Source organism: Marichromatium sp. AB32 (assembly GCF_003718675.1).
GTDB lineage: Bacteria > Pseudomonadota > Gammaproteobacteria > Chromatiales > Chromatiaceae > Marichromatium > Marichromatium gracile.
The window spans coordinates 83,870-100,552 of sequence record NZ_RHFJ01000004.1; the positions used below are offsets into that span (position 1 = coordinate 83,870).

The 16,683-nt window shown below is 66.2% G+C and carries 10 protein-coding genes, 1 tRNA gene and 1 CRISPR repeat array; of the genes, 4 read left to right on the forward strand and 7 right to left on the reverse strand.

The genetic code is table 11. The features are described from left to right. The first annotated feature begins 488 nt into the window (after positions 1 to 488). The 3 genes from EBL85_RS02570 to EBL85_RS02580 are packed head-to-tail and all read left to right on the forward strand — an operon-like array spanning position 489 to position 4,971. Positions 489 to 2,093, forward strand: coding sequence for an NADH-quinone oxidoreductase subunit L (locus EBL85_RS02570; protein WP_123142092.1), 1,605 nt, complete (start codon positions 489 to 491; stop codon positions 2,091 to 2,093). A 14-nt stretch (positions 2,094 to 2,107) separates the two neighbouring features. Then, positions 2,108 to 4,648, forward strand: coding sequence for a YbcC family protein (locus tag EBL85_RS02575; protein WP_123142093.1), 2,541 nt, complete (start codon positions 2,108 to 2,110; stop codon positions 4,646 to 4,648). Continuing rightward, the gene (locus EBL85_RS02580; protein ID WP_123142094.1) at positions 4,627 to 4,971 is read left to right on the forward strand and encodes a hypothetical protein; all 345 of its coding nucleotides are present in this window, start codon (positions 4,627 to 4,629) and stop codon (positions 4,969 to 4,971) included. Before EBL85_RS02575 ends, EBL85_RS02580 begins: the two co-directional genes overlap by 22 nt. A gap of 177 nt (positions 4,972 to 5,148) precedes the next feature. After that, positions 5,149 to 6,329: a CRISPR direct-repeat array (repeat unit 37 nt; unit sequence GTCTTAATCCCCTTTAGATCGGGTCTCTGGTTCGGAC). 163 nt (positions 6,330 to 6,492) lie between these two features. Here EBL85_RS02580 and EBL85_RS02585 read toward each other — a convergent pair. The 5 genes from EBL85_RS02585 to EBL85_RS17035 all read right to left on the reverse strand — a co-directional run bounded on the left by EBL85_RS02585 (position 6,493) and on the right by EBL85_RS17035 (position 13,642). After that, positions 6,493 to 7,674, reverse strand: coding sequence for an EAL domain-containing protein (locus EBL85_RS02585; protein ID WP_123142095.1), 1,182 nt, complete (start codon positions 7,672 to 7,674; stop codon positions 6,493 to 6,495). Then, positions 7,674 to 11,039: a PAS domain S-box protein gene (locus tag EBL85_RS02590; protein WP_190288027.1), complete on the reverse strand. Its 3,366-nt coding sequence runs from the start codon at positions 11,037 to 11,039 to the stop codon at positions 7,674 to 7,676. Before EBL85_RS02590 ends, EBL85_RS02585 begins: the two co-directional genes overlap by 1 nt. Positions 11,040 to 11,087: 48 nt before the next feature. Next, a complete protein-coding gene (locus tag EBL85_RS17375; protein ID WP_305027528.1) occupies positions 11,088 to 11,588 on the reverse strand; it encodes a GAF domain-containing protein in 501 nt (166 codons plus the stop codon). Between the two features lie 244 nt (positions 11,589 to 11,832). Then, positions 11,833 to 13,125 (reverse strand): HNH endonuclease domain-containing protein, encoded by a 1,293-nt coding sequence (locus EBL85_RS02600; protein WP_123142098.1) that lies wholly within the window; start codon positions 13,123 to 13,125, stop codon positions 11,833 to 11,835. 301 nt (positions 13,126 to 13,426) lie between these two features. Continuing rightward, positions 13,427 to 13,642 (reverse strand): hypothetical protein, encoded by a 216-nt coding sequence (locus EBL85_RS17035; RefSeq protein WP_148040509.1) that lies wholly within the window; start codon positions 13,640 to 13,642, stop codon positions 13,427 to 13,429. Positions 13,643 to 13,655: 13 nt separating this feature from the next. On the opposite strand from EBL85_RS17035, the gene EBL85_RS02605 reads away from it, so the two are divergent. After that, entirely contained in the window at positions 13,656 to 14,237 is a 582-nt protein-coding gene (locus tag EBL85_RS02605; protein ID WP_123142099.1) for a bifunctional 2-polyprenyl-6-hydroxyphenol methylase/3-demethylubiquinol 3-O-methyltransferase UbiG, read from the forward strand. A gap of 429 nt (positions 14,238 to 14,666) precedes the next feature. Here the strand turns inward: EBL85_RS02605 and EBL85_RS02610 are convergent. Further along, positions 14,667 to 14,742, reverse strand: a tRNA-Ile gene (locus tag EBL85_RS02610). A 47-nt stretch (positions 14,743 to 14,789) separates the two neighbouring features. Next, positions 14,790 to 16,661: an RNA polymerase sigma factor RpoD gene (gene rpoD / locus EBL85_RS02615; RefSeq protein ID WP_123140668.1), complete on the reverse strand. Its 1,872-nt coding sequence runs from the start codon at positions 16,659 to 16,661 to the stop codon at positions 14,790 to 14,792. Positions 16,662 to 16,683: the final 22 nt, after the last annotated feature.

Consider the following 16,683-nt stretch of genomic DNA (forward strand, 5'->3'; position numbering starts at 1 on the left):
GGGGGGATTCGATCCGAAGAGATTGCGATCAACCCGGGCTCGACGTCCCGTCCGCGCACCGCTCAGTCGACGAGCTGGGAACGCCCGTGGACGTGTCACCCGGCATCGGCGCGCCGTCATCGGGCAACGGCGCCGGTGTTGGGTTGCCGTCGGCAACCCAACCTACAGCTGGCGGCGGGGCGCGGGACGCCATCCTGGAACAACGGTGCCTTTGTCCACCTTGCGAAATCCCTTCGCGTCCTTCGCGTCATCGCGGTTCGATCTTCTGGCGGATGGCCCACGGTGGGCACGCTGCGCTTTGCCCACCCTACGATCGTTGCACACCCTTCGCGTCATCGCGGTTCACTTCCCTGTCGATCGCTCAGCGCAAACGCTTAACCATCGAAATAAATCGATACAAATCAGCTAAAAGATCGATTTTTTAAGGAGGGATGACCGACCTACCCTGAGTACATCGCCCATGGATTGCTCAGTCGGGAGGATTCGGTATGACGCTCACGCTCCCCACCCTCGCCGCCCTGCTCGCGCCCACCGTGCTCTGGACCGCCGGGGCGCTGCCCGGCCTGCGCGCGCGGGAGGCCGGGCCCGGGATGGCCCGGCTCTCCGGGCTGGCGGCCTGGACGGCCTTCGCGCTGGCGCTGGTCGCGCTCATCGGGCACGGCTTCGGCCCGGCGCAGTCGGTCACCCTGCTCTCGCTGCCGGTACCGCTGTTCGGCGGCCTCGGGCTCGGGGTCTATCTCGACGGGGTGACCGCGATCATGCTCTGTCTGGTGTCGCTGGTCGGCGCCGTGGTCACCCGCTATGCGCGCAACTACATGGCCGGCGACCCCGGCGAGGGGCGTTTCCACCAGTGGTTGCTGCTGACCCTGGCGGCGATCCTCACCCTGATCGTCGCCGGCAACCTGCTGCTGTTCGCGCTCGCCTGGATCGCCACCAGCCTGAGCCTGCACCGCCTGCTGCTGTTCTACCCGGAGCGGCCCGGCGCACAGCTCGCCGCGCACAAGAAGTTCGTCTTCAGTCGCATCGGTGATGTCAGCCTGCTGATCGCGGTGGTGCTGATCGGCGCCGAGTTGCACACCCTGGAGTTCGCCGGGCTGCACGCGGCCATGGCGGGGCATCTCGGACCGCTGTCGGCACCCTTGCAGTGGGCGGCCTGGCTGGTGGTGCTGAGCGCGGTGCTCAAGTGCGCCCAGTTCCCCTTCCACGGCTGGTTGTTGCAGGTGATGGAGGCGCCGACCCCGGTCTCGGCGCTGCTCCACGCCGGGATCGTCAATGCCGGTGCCTTCCTGGTGATCCGCATGAGCCCGATCATGTCCTTCTCGGGGGCGGCGCTCGACGCCCTCGCGCTGATCGGGCTCGTCACCCTGGTGGTGGCCTCGCTGGTGATGCTCACCCAGACCAGCATCAAGGTCTCGCTGGCCTGGTCGACCTCGGCGCAGATGGGTTTCATGCTGCTCGAGGCCGGGCTCGGACTCTACAGCCTGGCGCTGCTGCACCTGGTCGCCCACTCGCTCTACAAGGCGCACGCCTTCCTCGCCTCGGGCAGCAGCGTCGACGGCTTCCGCGCCCCCACGCCGCAGCTCGCGCAGGCCCCGCTCGCGTCCTGGCAGTGGCTGGTCGCCTTCCAGGGGGCGCTGCTGATGGCGCTGCTCGCCGCGCTGGCCTTCGGCATCGATCCAGGTCACCAACCGGCGCTGCTCGTCGCCGGGGCGATCGTCACCGTCGCCGTCGCCCAACTGTTGCTGCAGGCGCTGCGCCTCGGCGCCGAGGCCGCGCTGCTGCCGCGCGCGACCCTGATCGGCGCCCTGGTCTGCGTCGGCTACTTCGGGCTGCACCGACTGTTCGAGCTGGCCGTCGCCGACGATCTGGTGGCACTGCCGGTCGCCGCCGCGCGGCTCGGCACCCTCACCGCGCTGGCGATCGTCGCCGTCTTCGTCGGCCTGCTGTTGCTCCAGCATCTGTTCACCCGGCTGCACGGACCGCTGCGCCAGACGATCCAGGTCCATCTCTACAACGGACTCTATGTCGACATCCTGGTGACCCGGCTGATCACCCGACTGTGGCCGCCGCGTCCGGCGACCGTCACGGCCTGATGGAGGGATCTCCGATGAAGCCCAATGACCTGCACACCCCGGAGCCACGCATGGCCGGCCAACTGCCACTCGATGCCGAGACACCCGGTCCCGGCGAGCACAACCTGATCGAGGCGATCGAGACGGCCTGTGCGCGCATCGCACCGGTGTGGCCGCTCGACCGCTTCGTCGCGGTCAACCCCTTCCACGGGCTGCGCGCACTCGACTTCGACCACGCCGGGGATCTGCTGCGACGCATCGCCGGGGTGCGGATGTACATGCCGCGCGGCTATTTCCGCGAGCGGCTCGAGCGCGGCGAGATCGGCGAACGGGACCTCGTCGAGGCCGCCGCACGCTGCGCCAGCACGCTCACCCCCGAGCAGCTGCGTGCGGCGCTCGACCGGGAGCGCGCGCCACGCACCGGGGTGCCGCTGATCACCGCGCTGATCGACGAGCTCGACGCCGACGACTGGTCGGAATTCGTGATCGATCGCATCAGCCATCACTGCGCGGCCTACTTCGACATGGGTCAGGCGACCTGGCAGCACCCCTGGTCGGGGATGCGGCTCTACGACGCCTGGCGCGCCTTCGCCGCACTCGACTACAGCGCCGACATGATGGGCCAGAGCGGCATCCGTGCCCGGGTGCGCGCCCTGCCCGAGGCGCCGCGCGCCTGTATCGGCGCGGCCCTGGGACGGCTCGGCATCCCCCAGGCGGCCTGGGCCGACTATCTCCATGCCGCGCTGCTCGATGTCGGCGGCTGGGCGGCCTGGACCCGGCTGCTGCGCTGGGAGGCCGAACTCGAGGGCGGCAGCGACGACCACATCGAGGCGCTGCTCGCCATCCGTCTGGCCTGGGAGGTCCTGGTCTACGAGCACAAGGCCAGCCCCGGTCTCGCCACCCGCTGGCACGCGCTCTGCGCCGACCTCGAACGACGCGCCGGCGACCCCGACGCGCCCGACCCCGAGGACGCCATCGACCGGGTGCTGCTGTGCGCCCAGGAGCTGGCCTATCAACGCGGTCTGATCGCGCGACTGCGCGCACACCGCCACAGCGCACCCGCCACCCGCCCGCCGCTCCAGGCCGCCTTCTGCATCGACGTGCGCTCCGAGGTGATCCGCCGCGCGCTGGAGACCGTCTGCCCCCGGGTCCAGACCCTCGGCTTCGCCGGTTTCTTCGGCGCCCCCATCGCCCACCAGCCGTTCGGCGCCGATCGACCACGCCCGCAGCTCCCCGTGCTGCTCGCACCGCGCTACCGGGTCTGCTCCGAGCTGCACGAGGCCGAGCCCGAGGAGCAGGCCGAGGCGCTGGCCGCCCAGCACCGACGGCTCGGCATTGGCAAGGCATGGAAGACCTTCAAGATGGGCGCGGCCTCGTGCTTCTCCTTCGTCGAGGCCGCCGGCTTCTGGCTCTACGTGCCCAAGCTCATCGGCGACAGCCTCGGCTGGAGCCGCCCGGTCCCGGCCCCGGACGATCCCAGGCTCGACCCCGAGCAGGCCGCGCGCCTCGCCCCCAGCCTCGCGCCCTGTGGCCACCCTCATGCCGATCACGCACTCGGCATCCCCGAGGCCGAGCGCGTCGCGCTCGCCGAGGGCATCCTCCGCGGCATGTCGCTGACCACCGGCTTCGCCCGACTGGTGCTGCTGGTCGGACACGGCAGCAGCAGCGTCAACAACCCCCATGCCACCGGGCTCGACTGCGGCGCCTGCGGCGGCCAGAGCGGCGAGACCAACGCCCGCGTGGTGGCGGCGCTGCTCAACGCCCCGGAGGTCCGCGCGGGACTCGCCGAGCGCGGTATCGCGATCCCGGAGGACACCTGGTTCCTGCCCGCGCTCCACGACACCACCACCGACCGCATCCGGCTGTTCGACCACCAGCGACTCCCCGCCGACTCTGCCGAGGAGCTGGCCGAGCTCGGCAGCCGACTCGATCAGGCCGGCGAGCTGACCCGGCTGCAACGCGCCACACTGCTCGGGCTCGGCGGACGCGAGGGCCGGGCGCTGACCAAGCGGGTCGAGCACCGCGCCCGCGACTGGTCGCAGGTGCGCCCGGAGTGGGGGCTGGCCGGCAACGCCTGCTTCATCGCCGCACCCCGCGCGCGCACCCAGGGTCTCGACCTCGGAGGCCGCGCCTTCCTCCACGACTACGACTGGCGCGCCGATCACGGCTTCGCGACCCTGGAGCTGATCATGACCGCGCCGATGGTGGTCGCCGCCTGGATCAACCTCCAGTACTACGCCTCCTGCGTCGACAACCGCCGTTTCGGCAGTGGCAACAAGGTGCTGCACAACGTCGTCGGCGGCGCCATCGGTGTGATCGAGGGCAACGGCGGCGATCTGCGGGTGGGGCTGCCGCTGCAGTCGTTGCACGACGGCCGACGCTGGATCCACGAGCCGATCCGGCTGAGCGTGTTCATCGAGGCGCCGCAGAGCGAGATCGACGCGGTGATCGCGCGCCACGACCTGGTGCGCGAGCTGGTCGAGCACGGCTGGCTGCACCTGTTCCGCATCGAGTCGAGCGGCGACTGCGCCCGACGGACGGAGGACGGGGACTGGTGCACGGTCGAGCCGCACTGAGCACGCACGGGGCGGGGCACTGGACCCCGGCGGATCTCGCCGGGGTGGTCGCGGGACACTGGCTCGGCCCGATGCCCGCCGCCCTCGCCGCCGCCAGCGCCGAGCGCTGCATCCTCATCGGCCCCGGCTTCGCCGCCACCGCCGCACCCACACCATCAGCCCAGGTCGAGCATCATTCCAGTCAACCGCCGACACTGGCGGCACGGATCCTCGCCGACACCGATCCAGCGACCTGCATCCTCGTCAAGGGGTCACGCGCGATGGCGCTGGACCGGCTGGTCGAGGAGCTGAGTCAGCGCACCCCTTCCCTCGCCAACGACTGACCATCCCACCCTCGCCGACAGTCAGACGGCCCCGTCTCCCGGCCCCTTTCGATCACGTCCAGACAGAAAAAAACCGCCCAGGGGCGGCGCACAAGCAGGGGGTGTTCACGGATAGACCTGCCATCTCTGACCTCTGGTTTGGACCACCGAGCAACGCGCACTGCGCGAGCAGGTCGTGTCCTAACCCCCTTTAGATCGGGTCTCTGGTTCGGACGCCGACGTCCGCCAGGACGGCGCAGGCGGCATCGTGTCTTAATCCCCTTTAGATCGGGTCTCTGATTCGGACCATCGACCACCTCGCGAAAGGTGAGATGGACGCCGTCTTAATCCCCTTTAGATCGGGTCTCTGGTTCGGACCGATCCCCACTAACCTGCTGGGAGAAAAGAGGAAAGTCTTAATCCCCTTTAGATCGGGTCTCTGGTTCGGACCAATCAGGCAGCGGAAGCCGAACAGGCAACGCGGTCTTAATCCCCTTTAGATCGGGTCTCTGGTTCGGACGAGACCGCCTCGGCGCTGGAAGAGGCCGTCGCAGTCTTAATCCCCTTTAGATCGGGTCTCTGGTTCGGACCGCCGAGCCGCCAGCGGCCCGCGCGGGCAAGGGGTGTCTTAATCCCCTTTAGATCGGGTCTCTGGTTCGGACAACCCAACCCGCCGCCGGGCTAGCCTGGCGGCACCGTCTTAATCCCCTTTAGATCGGGTCTCTGGTTCGGACGTTCCCGCCAAACCTGCCAACTGGAGACTATGACGTCTTAATCCCCTTTAGATCGGGTCTCTGGTTCGGACCAGTCACTACAACGACTGGACTTTCTCTTTCCGCCGTCTTAATCCCCTTTAGATCGGGTCTCTGGTTCGGACCCGGGCAGACGCCGCACTGCCGAAGGCGGTGCGCGTCTTAATCCCCTTTAGATCGGGTCTCTGGTTCGGACAAATGAAGCAATATAGTGGACGTAAACGCGACACGTCTTAATCCCCTTTAGATCGGGTCTCTGGTTCGGACGCGCGACAGCCTGTGCCCGCGCTGCGCCATGCTCGGTCTTAATCCCCTTTAGATCGGGTCTCTGGTTCGGACCGCGGACAACAACCGCGACGTCGTCCGCAGACTGGTCTTAATCCCCTTTAGATCGGGTCTCTGGTTCGGACGGCGGGCCATGCGCCCGCCACCAGCCACCAACGGGGTCTTAATCCCCTTTAGATCGGGTCTCTGGTTCGGACTCCCTGAAAGGCCCGCTGCCGAGCGATCTGTTGCTGGTCTTAATCCCCTTTAGATCGGATCTCTGGTTCGGACAATGCTTCGTTCCGCTGTCAGCACAGAAATGCTCGGTCTTAATCCCCTTTAGATCGGGTCTCTGGTTCGGACTGCCAGTTGCCAGAAAGGCTTTCCAAACAAGCACCTGCGAGGGTGGTTCGCAAAAATTCCGGCAACCGAAAAGTTGACGTGCACGCGTGACTCTCCGAGGGCTGCGCCAAGGGTCCGAGGGACTCAAGGTAAGCGACCCGATGCCCGCTGTCCACCGTCCCACTCAAGACTCGATCTCGAGCAGTCGGCGCGAGGCCTCGCGGACCAGCTCGGGCAGGTCGATCGCCGGCACCGGGTAGCCGACGTGATAGCCCTGGATGGAGTCGCAGCCCTGGGCATGGAGATAATCGAACACATCCTGCGTCTCCACGCCCTCGGCGCAGACGGTCAGGCCGAGGTTGTGGCCGAGTTCGATGCTGGCACGGATGATCACCCGCGCCTCTGGCTGGTCGATGCAGTCGACCACGAAGGAGCGATCGATCTTGAGTTCGCAGAAGGGCATGCGATAGAGCTGCACCAGCGACGAGTAACCGGTGCCGAAGTCGTCGCAGGAGAGATTGAAGCCCTTGAGCCGCAACCGCGTGAGGATGTCCATGGCGCGCTCCGAGTCGCGCATCGCCCCGGACTCGGTGACCTCCAGGGTGAACCATTCGGGCGAGGCGCCGGCGCGCTCCACCAAGGCCGCGAGGCGGTCGGGATAGTCGAGATCCTGGATCACCGCCGGGGCGATATTGACCGCGACCGACAGGTGCAGCCCCTCGGCCCGCCACTGCACCAGCTGGCGAGCGCTCTGCTCGACCATGGTCCAGGTCAGCGGCAGGATCATCCCGGTCGATTCGGCCAGCGGGATGAACTGCGCCGGCTCGATCAGACCATGCTGCGGATGCTGCCAGCGCGCCAGCGCCTCGGCCTCGCAGATGGCCGGGCCACCGGGATGCACCAGACAGGCCTTGGGCTGGAAGAAAGGCAGGATGTCGCCTTGATCGAGCGCTTCGCGCAGATCCGCCGCGCCGGGCTTGAATGTCCGCACGCCGATGGGCGCGATCAGGTTTTCGAGATCCTGGATGGAGAACGGCTTCCTGAGCGAGCCGAGCATCCGCAGCCCGTGGGTCTGGCCGATGCGCATCGCCGAGCTGACCACGCGGGTGTCGAAGCCGCTGATGACGACGATCGGCGCCGCGCAGCCCTGGTCGGCGAGATAACGCAGGATCTCCACCCCGTCGCCACCGGGGAACTGCAGATCGAGGGTGATCAGGGTCGGATCGATCGCCGTGAACACCGTCTCGAAGTCATCGCGAGACATCACCACCTGGACCTCGTAGCCCAGGTCCTCGGCGACGTCGCGAATGAGATCACACACCCCGGGGGTGTCATCGACGACGAGAAGTCGCTCGCTATGCCTCATCAAGCATCATCCTTCGCTGAATTGACCGATTCGACAATGGCGCCGCCCTCCGGGTCGAGCAGCGTGCTCAGCACCTCGGCGAGCTTGCGCTCCGAGAACGGCTTGGAGATGAAGGGGTACGCGCCGAGTGCGCCGGCCAGATGGTCGCGAGGATGCCCCGAGGTCAACAGCACCGGCAACGTCGGACGCAGGGCGCACGCCTGCTCGGCCAGCTCGGGACCGGAGAGACCGCCGGGCATGACGACGTCGGAGAACAGCAGCGCGATCTCGGGGTTAGCACGCAGCAACGCCAGGCCTTGCTCGCCATCCTCGGCGCTCATCACCCGATAGCCGAGCTCCGCCAACAGCGCGGTATGGGTCTCGCGCACCCGGCGATCGTCCTCGACCAGCAGGATCAGCTCACCCCGGCCATGACGGACGAGCGCCCGCCGGGCACCAGCACGCCAGGCCCCACTCTCCTGATCGTCGTCGGTGGCCTGTGGCAGATAGATGCGGAAGGTCGCCCCCTGACCGGGCTCGCTGTAGACCTGGAGATCGCCCATCGACTGGCGCACGAAGCCATAGAGCATGCTCAACCCGAGCCCGGTGCCCTGACCGGCGGGCTTGGTGGTGAAAAAGGGTTCGAAGATGCGTCCCTGGATCTCGCGGGGGATACCGGCACCGGTGTCGGTCATGCCGATCATCACGAACTCGCCGGCATTGAGCTGGGGATGGGTGGCGGCATAACGCGCGTCGAGTTCGATGTTGTCGGTCTCGATCAGCAAGCGTCCGCCCTCGGGCATGGCATCGCGGGCATTGATCGCCAGGTTGAGCAGGGCCGATTCGAGCTGCACGGGGTCGACCATCACCGGCGCGATCCGCTCGCACAGCCGCAGCTCCACCTCGATCTGCGAGCTGAGGGTGCGCCGCAGCAGGTCGGTCATCCCCGAGACCAGCGTATTGACGTTGGTGAGCCGGGGCGCAAGCGGCTGACGACGAGCGAAGGCGAGCAACTGCCGGGTCAGCTCGGCGCCCCTGGCCGTCGCCTCCAGGGCGTTGCGCACGTTGGTGCGAACCCGGTCGTTATCGCGTACCCGGCGCTCGACCAGTTGCAGATTGCCCATCACCACTGCCAGCAGGTTGTTGAAGTCGTGCGCGATGCCACCGGTGAGCTGACCGATCGCCTCGAGCTTCTGCACCTGACGCAACTCGTCCTCGGTGCGTTTCTTGTCGGTGACATCGTTCATCACCGCCAGGGCGCGCACCAGCCGCCCCTCGGCGTCGACCTCGGCGATCGCCGAGAGCTCGATCTCCAGCGGCGTGCCGTCGCGACGCACGAGGGTATAGGCCACCCCCTCGCAACTGCCCTGACGCACCAGCATCGGCAATGCCTGCTGGGTGTAGAAGTGGCGTGACGCCGCGGTGAGGAACTCGACCACCGGACGACCGATGACCGCCTCGCGGGTATAACCGAGCTTGCGCAACCAGTAATCGCTGACCGCCACCAGCCGACCCTCGGCATCGATCGAGCTGAGCATCACCGGGGTGTCGTTATAGAGTGAGCGATAGCGTTCGCGACTCTCGCGCAACGCCTCCTCGGCACGGATGCGCTCGGTGACGTCGGTGAGGATACCGACGAAATGGACCAACTCGCCGTCGTTGTCAAAGACCGGTGCGAGCGAGATCTGGTTCCAGAACAGGCTGCCGTCCTTGCGATAGTTACGCAGCAACACCGTGACCGGCTGCCGCCCGCCGAGCGCCTCCCGGAGCGTCTCCACACCGGGCTGATCCGAGTCGCCGGCCTGCAACAGTCGGCAGTTATGACCGACGACCTCGCTGGCGCGATAGCCGGTGATGCGCTCGAACTCGGGATTGACATAGACCAGCGGGTTGTCGGCGCGGCGCGCATCGGTGATGAGGATGCCGCAACTGGCCGCCTCGATCGCGCGGTCGCGCAGATTGAGCGCGGCCTCGGCCAGCTTGCGCGGGGTGATGACCTCGGTGAACATGATGATCCCGCCGACCGACTCGCCGTCGAACCAGGGGTGGATCTCCCAGCGCACCCAATCGACCGTACCGTCGGCCCGGGTGAATGGGTCCTCCTCGCAACGCTCGATCTGCCCCTTCAGACAACGCTGATGGATGGCGCGCCAGCGCTCCGGGATCTCGGGGAAGATGTCGTAATGGCAGTGGCCGAGCAACGCCCGATCACCGAGCCCGTAATCGATGCGCCAGCGCTCGCTGCACAGCAGATAACGCATCTCGCGATCGAACATCGCCACCGCCGCCGGGGTATGACGGACGAAGGTCTGCAGCCGCGCGCGCTCCATGCGCAACGCCTGCGCGGCATCATGGCGCACCGAGACATCCCGCACCACGCAGATCGACAGCCGCAGACCGGCCGCGTGCATGGCGCTGCGCGAGACCTCGAGCGGGATCTCGCTGCCGTCGTCCCGACGCCCCCGCATCTCGCACGAGAGATCGACATCGTCCAGGGCCAGGCCGGGGATCAGCGTCTGGACATCGTGATCGACCATGGCGCTCGCCGCGCGCCCGAAGATCTGCGCCGCGGCCGGGTTCGCCGAACGCACCCGACCCTCGGCATCGACGGTGATGATGCCCTCGGCGACGTGCTCGGTGATACCGCGCAGCAGCTCGCGCTCGCGCATGATCCGGCGCGCCATCGGGCGGAAGCTGAAATGCCAGATCCCGACCAGACACAGCAGCAGCGAGAGAAACAGCGCCACGCCGAACCAACGGACCGCGCGGACGCCATCAGTCACCTCTTGCTCGAACTGCTTGGTGAGCGCCTCGAGCCCGAGCACCACCTCATTGCGCAACGCCCACAGCTCCGGGAGCACGCCCCCCGTGCCGCCGCGCTCGCCGAGACCGGATGCCAGCGACTCGCGCACCCGGGCAAGATAACGCACCATGGCGTCATCGAGCCGATAGGGCAGCTCGTGATAGATCGCCTCCACCGCGTGACTCTCCGCGCGCGCCAGCCGCAACTCGGCAGAGCCGTCGATCAACGCGCGATGCACCCGTTCGAGCTGGGCCAGATTGGCCGCGAGTTCATCGTGCAGGCGTTTCACCTGCCCCGGCTCCTCGGTCAGCGGCAGCCGGGTCATCAGGGCATCCACCCGGGTCACCAGCATCCGCTGCCGCCCCGAGAGATTGACCACCCGGCTCGCCCCCTCGAGTTCGCGCAAGCCCTCGGAGAGGACGAGAAAGCTTGCGCTCAGCAACAGCGCGATGATCGTCAGGCTGGCGATCAGATAACCACGCAGGGCGAAGACCTCACCGACACCGACCGCCCTCGGCAGCAAGACACGTCCACCGGTACGACCACCGGCGACCGTGAACGCACTGTCAGCTCGATCAGGCATCGCCCCCTGCCCCTCTGTCATGCTCGTCCCAGATTCATCCGGGCGATATCAATGGATCCCGCCACGCACCTGACGCAATTCCAGCAGATCCATGGTCAGGCGCGCGAGATCGCGCAGGATCAACTGATGCCCGCCGGACATCCCCGGGCGGGGCGTGGCGTCGATCACGCACAGGGTGCCGAGCGCGAAGCCGTCGGCGGTGAGCAGGGGCGCCCCGGCGTAGAAACGGATGTGCGGCGGCCCAGTCACCAGCGGGTTGTCGCAAAAGCGCGGGTCGCGCGTGGCATCGGGCACCACCATCACCTCGGTGCCCCGGATGGCGTGCGCGCAGAAGGCCCATTCGCGCGGGGTCTCGCGCCCGGCCAGCCCGCAGGCCGACTTGAACCACTGTCGATCCCGATCCACCAGCGAGATCAGCGCGATCGGCGCCGAGAACAGAAAGGCCGCGACCCGCGTCAACCGATCGAACCCTTCCTCGGGCGGCGTATCGAGCAGACCGTAGCGCGCGAGCGCGGCCAGACGATCCGCTTCGTTGCTGTCTTCGCTCATAATCCCCCGCTTGACCCCCATGAAGACTCCCGCTCGGCCCAGGCACACGACACGCAGCGACCCTCGGTCAACGGCGTGATGCAACCGTAGCTACAGGGATGGTGGCAGTGGGGGGGGAAGCCAAGCCGGAGGCGATGGGGGGCGGGGAAGCCTCAGAGCACTGAAAACCCGAAGTGATGAACGAACAGATCGTGCAATCCGGGAACGATGTTGATGAGCGCTTCGGTCGGGATGGTTTCGTCGATCAGGATGGGCAAAGCGCTGAGGGCGGGGGCGCGTGCCCGAGATCCTGACTGTCGGCGACCTGATCGGTCGCCGCTTCCAGGCGCATCGGGTGCGGGAGGGCCACCACACTCGGGGCAGTCATGGGGTCCACACTCAGGGACCTGTAGTGCCAGTCGGGAATGAAGCCCTGGTTGGTGGCCAGAGTCAGTAGAGGACCGAGAGTGCGCGCGTAGGCATTCTGGAGTTGATCGAAGTCCAACAGCGCTTCCAGCGACGGTAGATGCAAATCGGCCAGATAGTCCTCGACCACCTTGCCGAAGCGCGCCTCGCCGAGCGACTGGCGGGTGATCAACAAACCGCGATGCTGCAAGGACACGAAGCCCGGCAGATAGTCAACGCTCGGGAGCCGGTTGGATTTGGCCGAGTTCACCGCAGACGGGGTTGGGATCAGGTTCCAGAGCTGATCGTGAACCACGAACGACCACGGCAGATAGTGATCGAGGGCGAAGCTCGCGGCAGTCAGCGGCTCGCCGGAATAGATGCAGGTCAGCGGGGGACCGGTCTCCTGCTCCAGGATCCCGCGCCAATACTTCGTCTGCTTGGTCAGCGCCTCGCGCTTGGCCGGAGGAAAGAGTTTGTTCGACAGACTCGGAGTGGTTGGATTGCGCCGCTGCATGTAGTGCAGCCAGCGCCACGCCGCCCAGCTCTTGATGATCGACCAGTGTCGCTCCAAATAGGCCACCCAGGCTGGATGCCAGCGTATGGCCGAGCAGTGCTGATAGTCGTCGCTATCGAAGCGGTAGAGTGGACGTGCCGTCTCGAAGTGGGCATTAGTGATCGCGGGCATGGCGCGCTCGAACACCATCCAGGCACCGCGATCGACGCCCTGCAAGTGCGGTTCAAGGAAGGGAGCCAGCAGACGATAGGGGACGAACTCCATCAGCCGCCCGGCGTCCTTGAGCGAAGCCGCTTCCAAGGCTGCACGCAGTGCCTTGTGATCCACAACGCTGTGATTGGCGCCACCCAAGTCCAGCTCTAGCCCATCGAGCTTCTGCGCGATCGTATCCTGAGCGCCGAACGACAGCTTGAAGAAGGTGTGCGGATACCACGCGATCACCAGCATCTCGACGGTGAGTTCATCGTATGTATAAGGCCGTTCGGCGTCGAAGCGGTGACGCTTGAGCAGATCCAGAAGCGCGAGGAAGAAAACGAACTTGTAAGAGTTCGTGGTGTGCCGGAACAATGCCGAGAGCGCGCTGATGTTGAGTTCGGGTGCAGGAGGTAGCGAGTTGTTCCCGATCGGATCGATCATGCTTCGGCGTACCCTATCGATCTGAGCAGCGCATCGATGCAGGCGCTCGATGAGCGCCAAGTCTCTTCCATCATGGCCAGCTGGTCACCTTCCAGGTTGGCGAAACCCAAACGAGGGGCAATGTCCCCATCATCCCATCATCCAGAAGGGCCAGCGTCAAGGTCTCGACATTGAAGCGAGCGGGCCAGCTCGGGGACGGTGACCTCGGCCCAGCTTGGGATGTCGTGCTCAGGCAAGTGCTCCAGTGTCGGGCACCTCCCCCACGAGGGGGCGAGCATACTGACCCAACAGGCATCCATCGTCAGCCGATGGCGTAGGGGAGCGGCTCGGCGGTCTCGTCGATGGTCTTGGCAGCCGCCGCGAGAAAGCCGTCGATGCGCTCAAGACCTTCCTGACATCCCAGAAAGCGATGATCCAGCAGGGTATTTTCGATGCTATCGCGGGCGAGTTCTGAGACCTGGGAGTCCAAGGGCGATGGCGATTTCGGGCGGCGTGTAGACGCGTAACTGTAGTGCACCCACAATCCCCGCATGACTCTTGATTACTACAACACCCATGCCAGCGCTTTCTTCGCCGCGACGCACGACGTCGACATGGAGCCGCTCTACGCACGCTTTCTCGCTCATGTCCCGCCGGGCGGGCGACTGCTCGATGCCGGATGCGGCTCTGGCCGTGATACCCGCGCCTTCCTGGAACGCGGCTATACCGTGACCGCTTTCGATGCCTCGCCGACCCTGGCCATCCTCGCCACCGCCCATTGCGGGATCGATGTCGAGATTCGCCGCTTCCAGGAGGTCGAATGGTCTGCAACCTTCGACGGCATCTGGGCCTGTGCGAGTTTGCTGCATGTGTCGCTGACCGAGCTGCCTGCCGCTTTGCACCGACTCGCGCGATCGCTCAAACCTGCCGGTGTGCTCTATGCCTCGTTCAAGTACGGCACGGGCGAGCATGAGCACAACGGTCGACGATTCACCGATCTCGATGAGGATAGGCTTGCAACACTGGTGTCCGAGACCGAGGAACTGGAGACTGTGGAGGTCTGGACAACGGCCGATCGGCGACCGGGGCGAGAATCCGAGTGCTGGCTGAATGCGCTGCTACGACATCCGTAAGGTGTTGAAGTTTGGCGGGACATGATGGGGCCAGACGCAGCAGTCATCCTGAAAATGATATCGACTACCCAATGCAAGCGGTTCTCCACCCCCGGTGTCGGTGCACCGCTTGGCAGCGCTGACGAGCGTCGTGCGCGAGGCGGGTGATGTCGTAGCCGAACTCGCGGCAGATTTGCTCGCCGAGGTAGCACTCGGCCTCGACCATGGCGACGCTGTGCAGTCTTCTCGTCCAGTGAGCTGGAGCAGGCAAAGCGAGGTCGTCGTCGACCCGGCATCGACGCACCTCACAGCATCCATGACCACTGTCGGCCTCCTCGTCGGTCTCGGCGCGCACCTGGCACCTTCACGTCGAGCCGTCTCGAAGTCGTCACTGACTGCTGTGTAGGGTTCAGACGACTGCCTTCGTCGTCGATCCGGGGATGTCAGAGTTGGTGGGCCGTGTAGGATTCGAACCTACGACCAAGGGATTATGAGTCCCCTGCACTAACCGCTGTGCTAACGGCCCGATGGGGTCTGACCCGCCGCGGATGGGCGGGTCGAAAGGATAGCCGATCAGTCGGCGTCGAGGAAGCTGCGCAGGCGTTCCGAGCGGGTCGGGTGGCGCAGCTTGCGCAGGGCCTTGGCCTCGATCTGGCGGATGCGCTCGCGGGTGACGTCGAACTGCTTGCCGACCTCTTCGAGGGTGTGGTCGGTGTTCATGTCGATGCCGAAGCGCATGCGCAACACCTTGGCCTCGCGCGAGGTGAGGCTGGCGAGCATGTTCTGGGTGGCCTCGCGCAGCCCCTCGGAGGTGGCCGAGTCGACCGGGGAGACGACGCCGGCGTCCTCGATGAAGTCGCCGAGGTGCGAGTCCTCGTCGTCACCGATCGGGGTCTCCATGGAGATCGGCTCCTTGGCGATCTTGAGCACCTTGCGCACCTTGTCCTCGGGCATGTCCATGCGGATGGCCAGCTCCTCGGGGGTGGCCTCGCGGCCCATCTCCTGGATCATCTGACGGGAGATGCGGTTGAGCTTGTTGATGGTCTCGATCATGTGCACCGGGATACGGATGGTGCGCGCCTGGTCGGCGATCGAGCGGGTGATCGCCTGACGAATCCACCAGGTGGCGTAGGTCGAGAACTTGTAGCCGCGACGGTATTCGAACTTGTCGACCGCCTTCATCAGGCCGATGTTGCCTTCCTGGATGAGATCGAGGAACTGCAGCCCGCGGTTGGTGTACTTCTTGGCGATCGAGATCACCAGTCGCAGGTTGGCCTCGACCATCTCCTTCTTGGCGCGACGGGCCTTGGCCTCGCCGATCGACATCTTGCGGTTGACGTCCTTCACCTCGGTGATGGTGAGGAAGTTCTCGCGCTCGAGGTCCTGGAGCTTGCGCTGGGCGCGACGCACGTCGGCGGCCAGGGGCTCGAGACGCGCGGCATAGGGCTTGCCGCTGGCGAGCAGCTTGTCGAGCCACTCGGGGCTGCTCTCGTTGCCGCTGAAGCCCTCGATGAAGGCCTTGCGCGGCACGCCTGCCTGACGCACGCAGAGCGACTGGATCTGGCGCTCCTGGGCGCGGATGCGCTCGATGGTGCCGCGCAGCAGCTCGGCGAGCTCCTGGAACACCGCGGCGACCAGCTTGAACTGGAGGAAGACCTCGGAGGTCTCGGCCATCGCCTTGCGCGAACGCTCGTCGTCGCGGCCGTACTGCTCCAGCGCCTCGCGCATCACCGCGAAGTGCTCGCGCAGCAGCTTGGCGCGGCGCGCCGCATCCTCAGGATCGGGGCCGGTGTCGACCGGGGTGTCGTCTTCGTCGTCGTCGTCATCGTCGGCGTCGCCATCGTGATCGGCGTCGTCGTCGGCAGCGGCGTTGTTCTTGTCCTTCTGCTGGGCTGACTGACCGTGCTGGACCGGGGTGGCCGGCTCGTCATCGGTGGCGTCGTTGAAGCCGGAGATGACATCGGTCAGGCGCTTCTCCTCACGCTCGACCTGGTCGAACAGCTCGATCAGGCGCTCGACTGCACGCGGATAGACCGACAGCGCGGCAAGCACCTGGTTGAGGCCGTCCTCGATGCGCTTGGCGATGATCAGCTCGCCCTCGCGGGTGAGCAGCTCGACCGAACCCATCTCGCGCATGTACATCCGCACCGGATCGGTGGTGCGACCGAACTCGCTGTCGACCGAGGCCAGCGCCGCCGCCGCAGCCTCCGCAGCCTCGTCGTCGGAGACCGCAGAATCGCTCAGGGTCTGGTCATCGGAGTCGGGCGCGGTTTCATGGACCATGATCCCCATGTCGTTGATCATGCGCACGATATCTTCGATCTGCTCGGCCTCGACGATACCGGGAGGCAGGTGATCGTTGACCTCGGCATAGGTCAGAAACCCTTGTTCCTTGCCCCTGGCGATCAGCTGCTTCAGCTGCGACTGATGATGTTCTTGGTCCATGGGATACCTTGACTAATGCTGC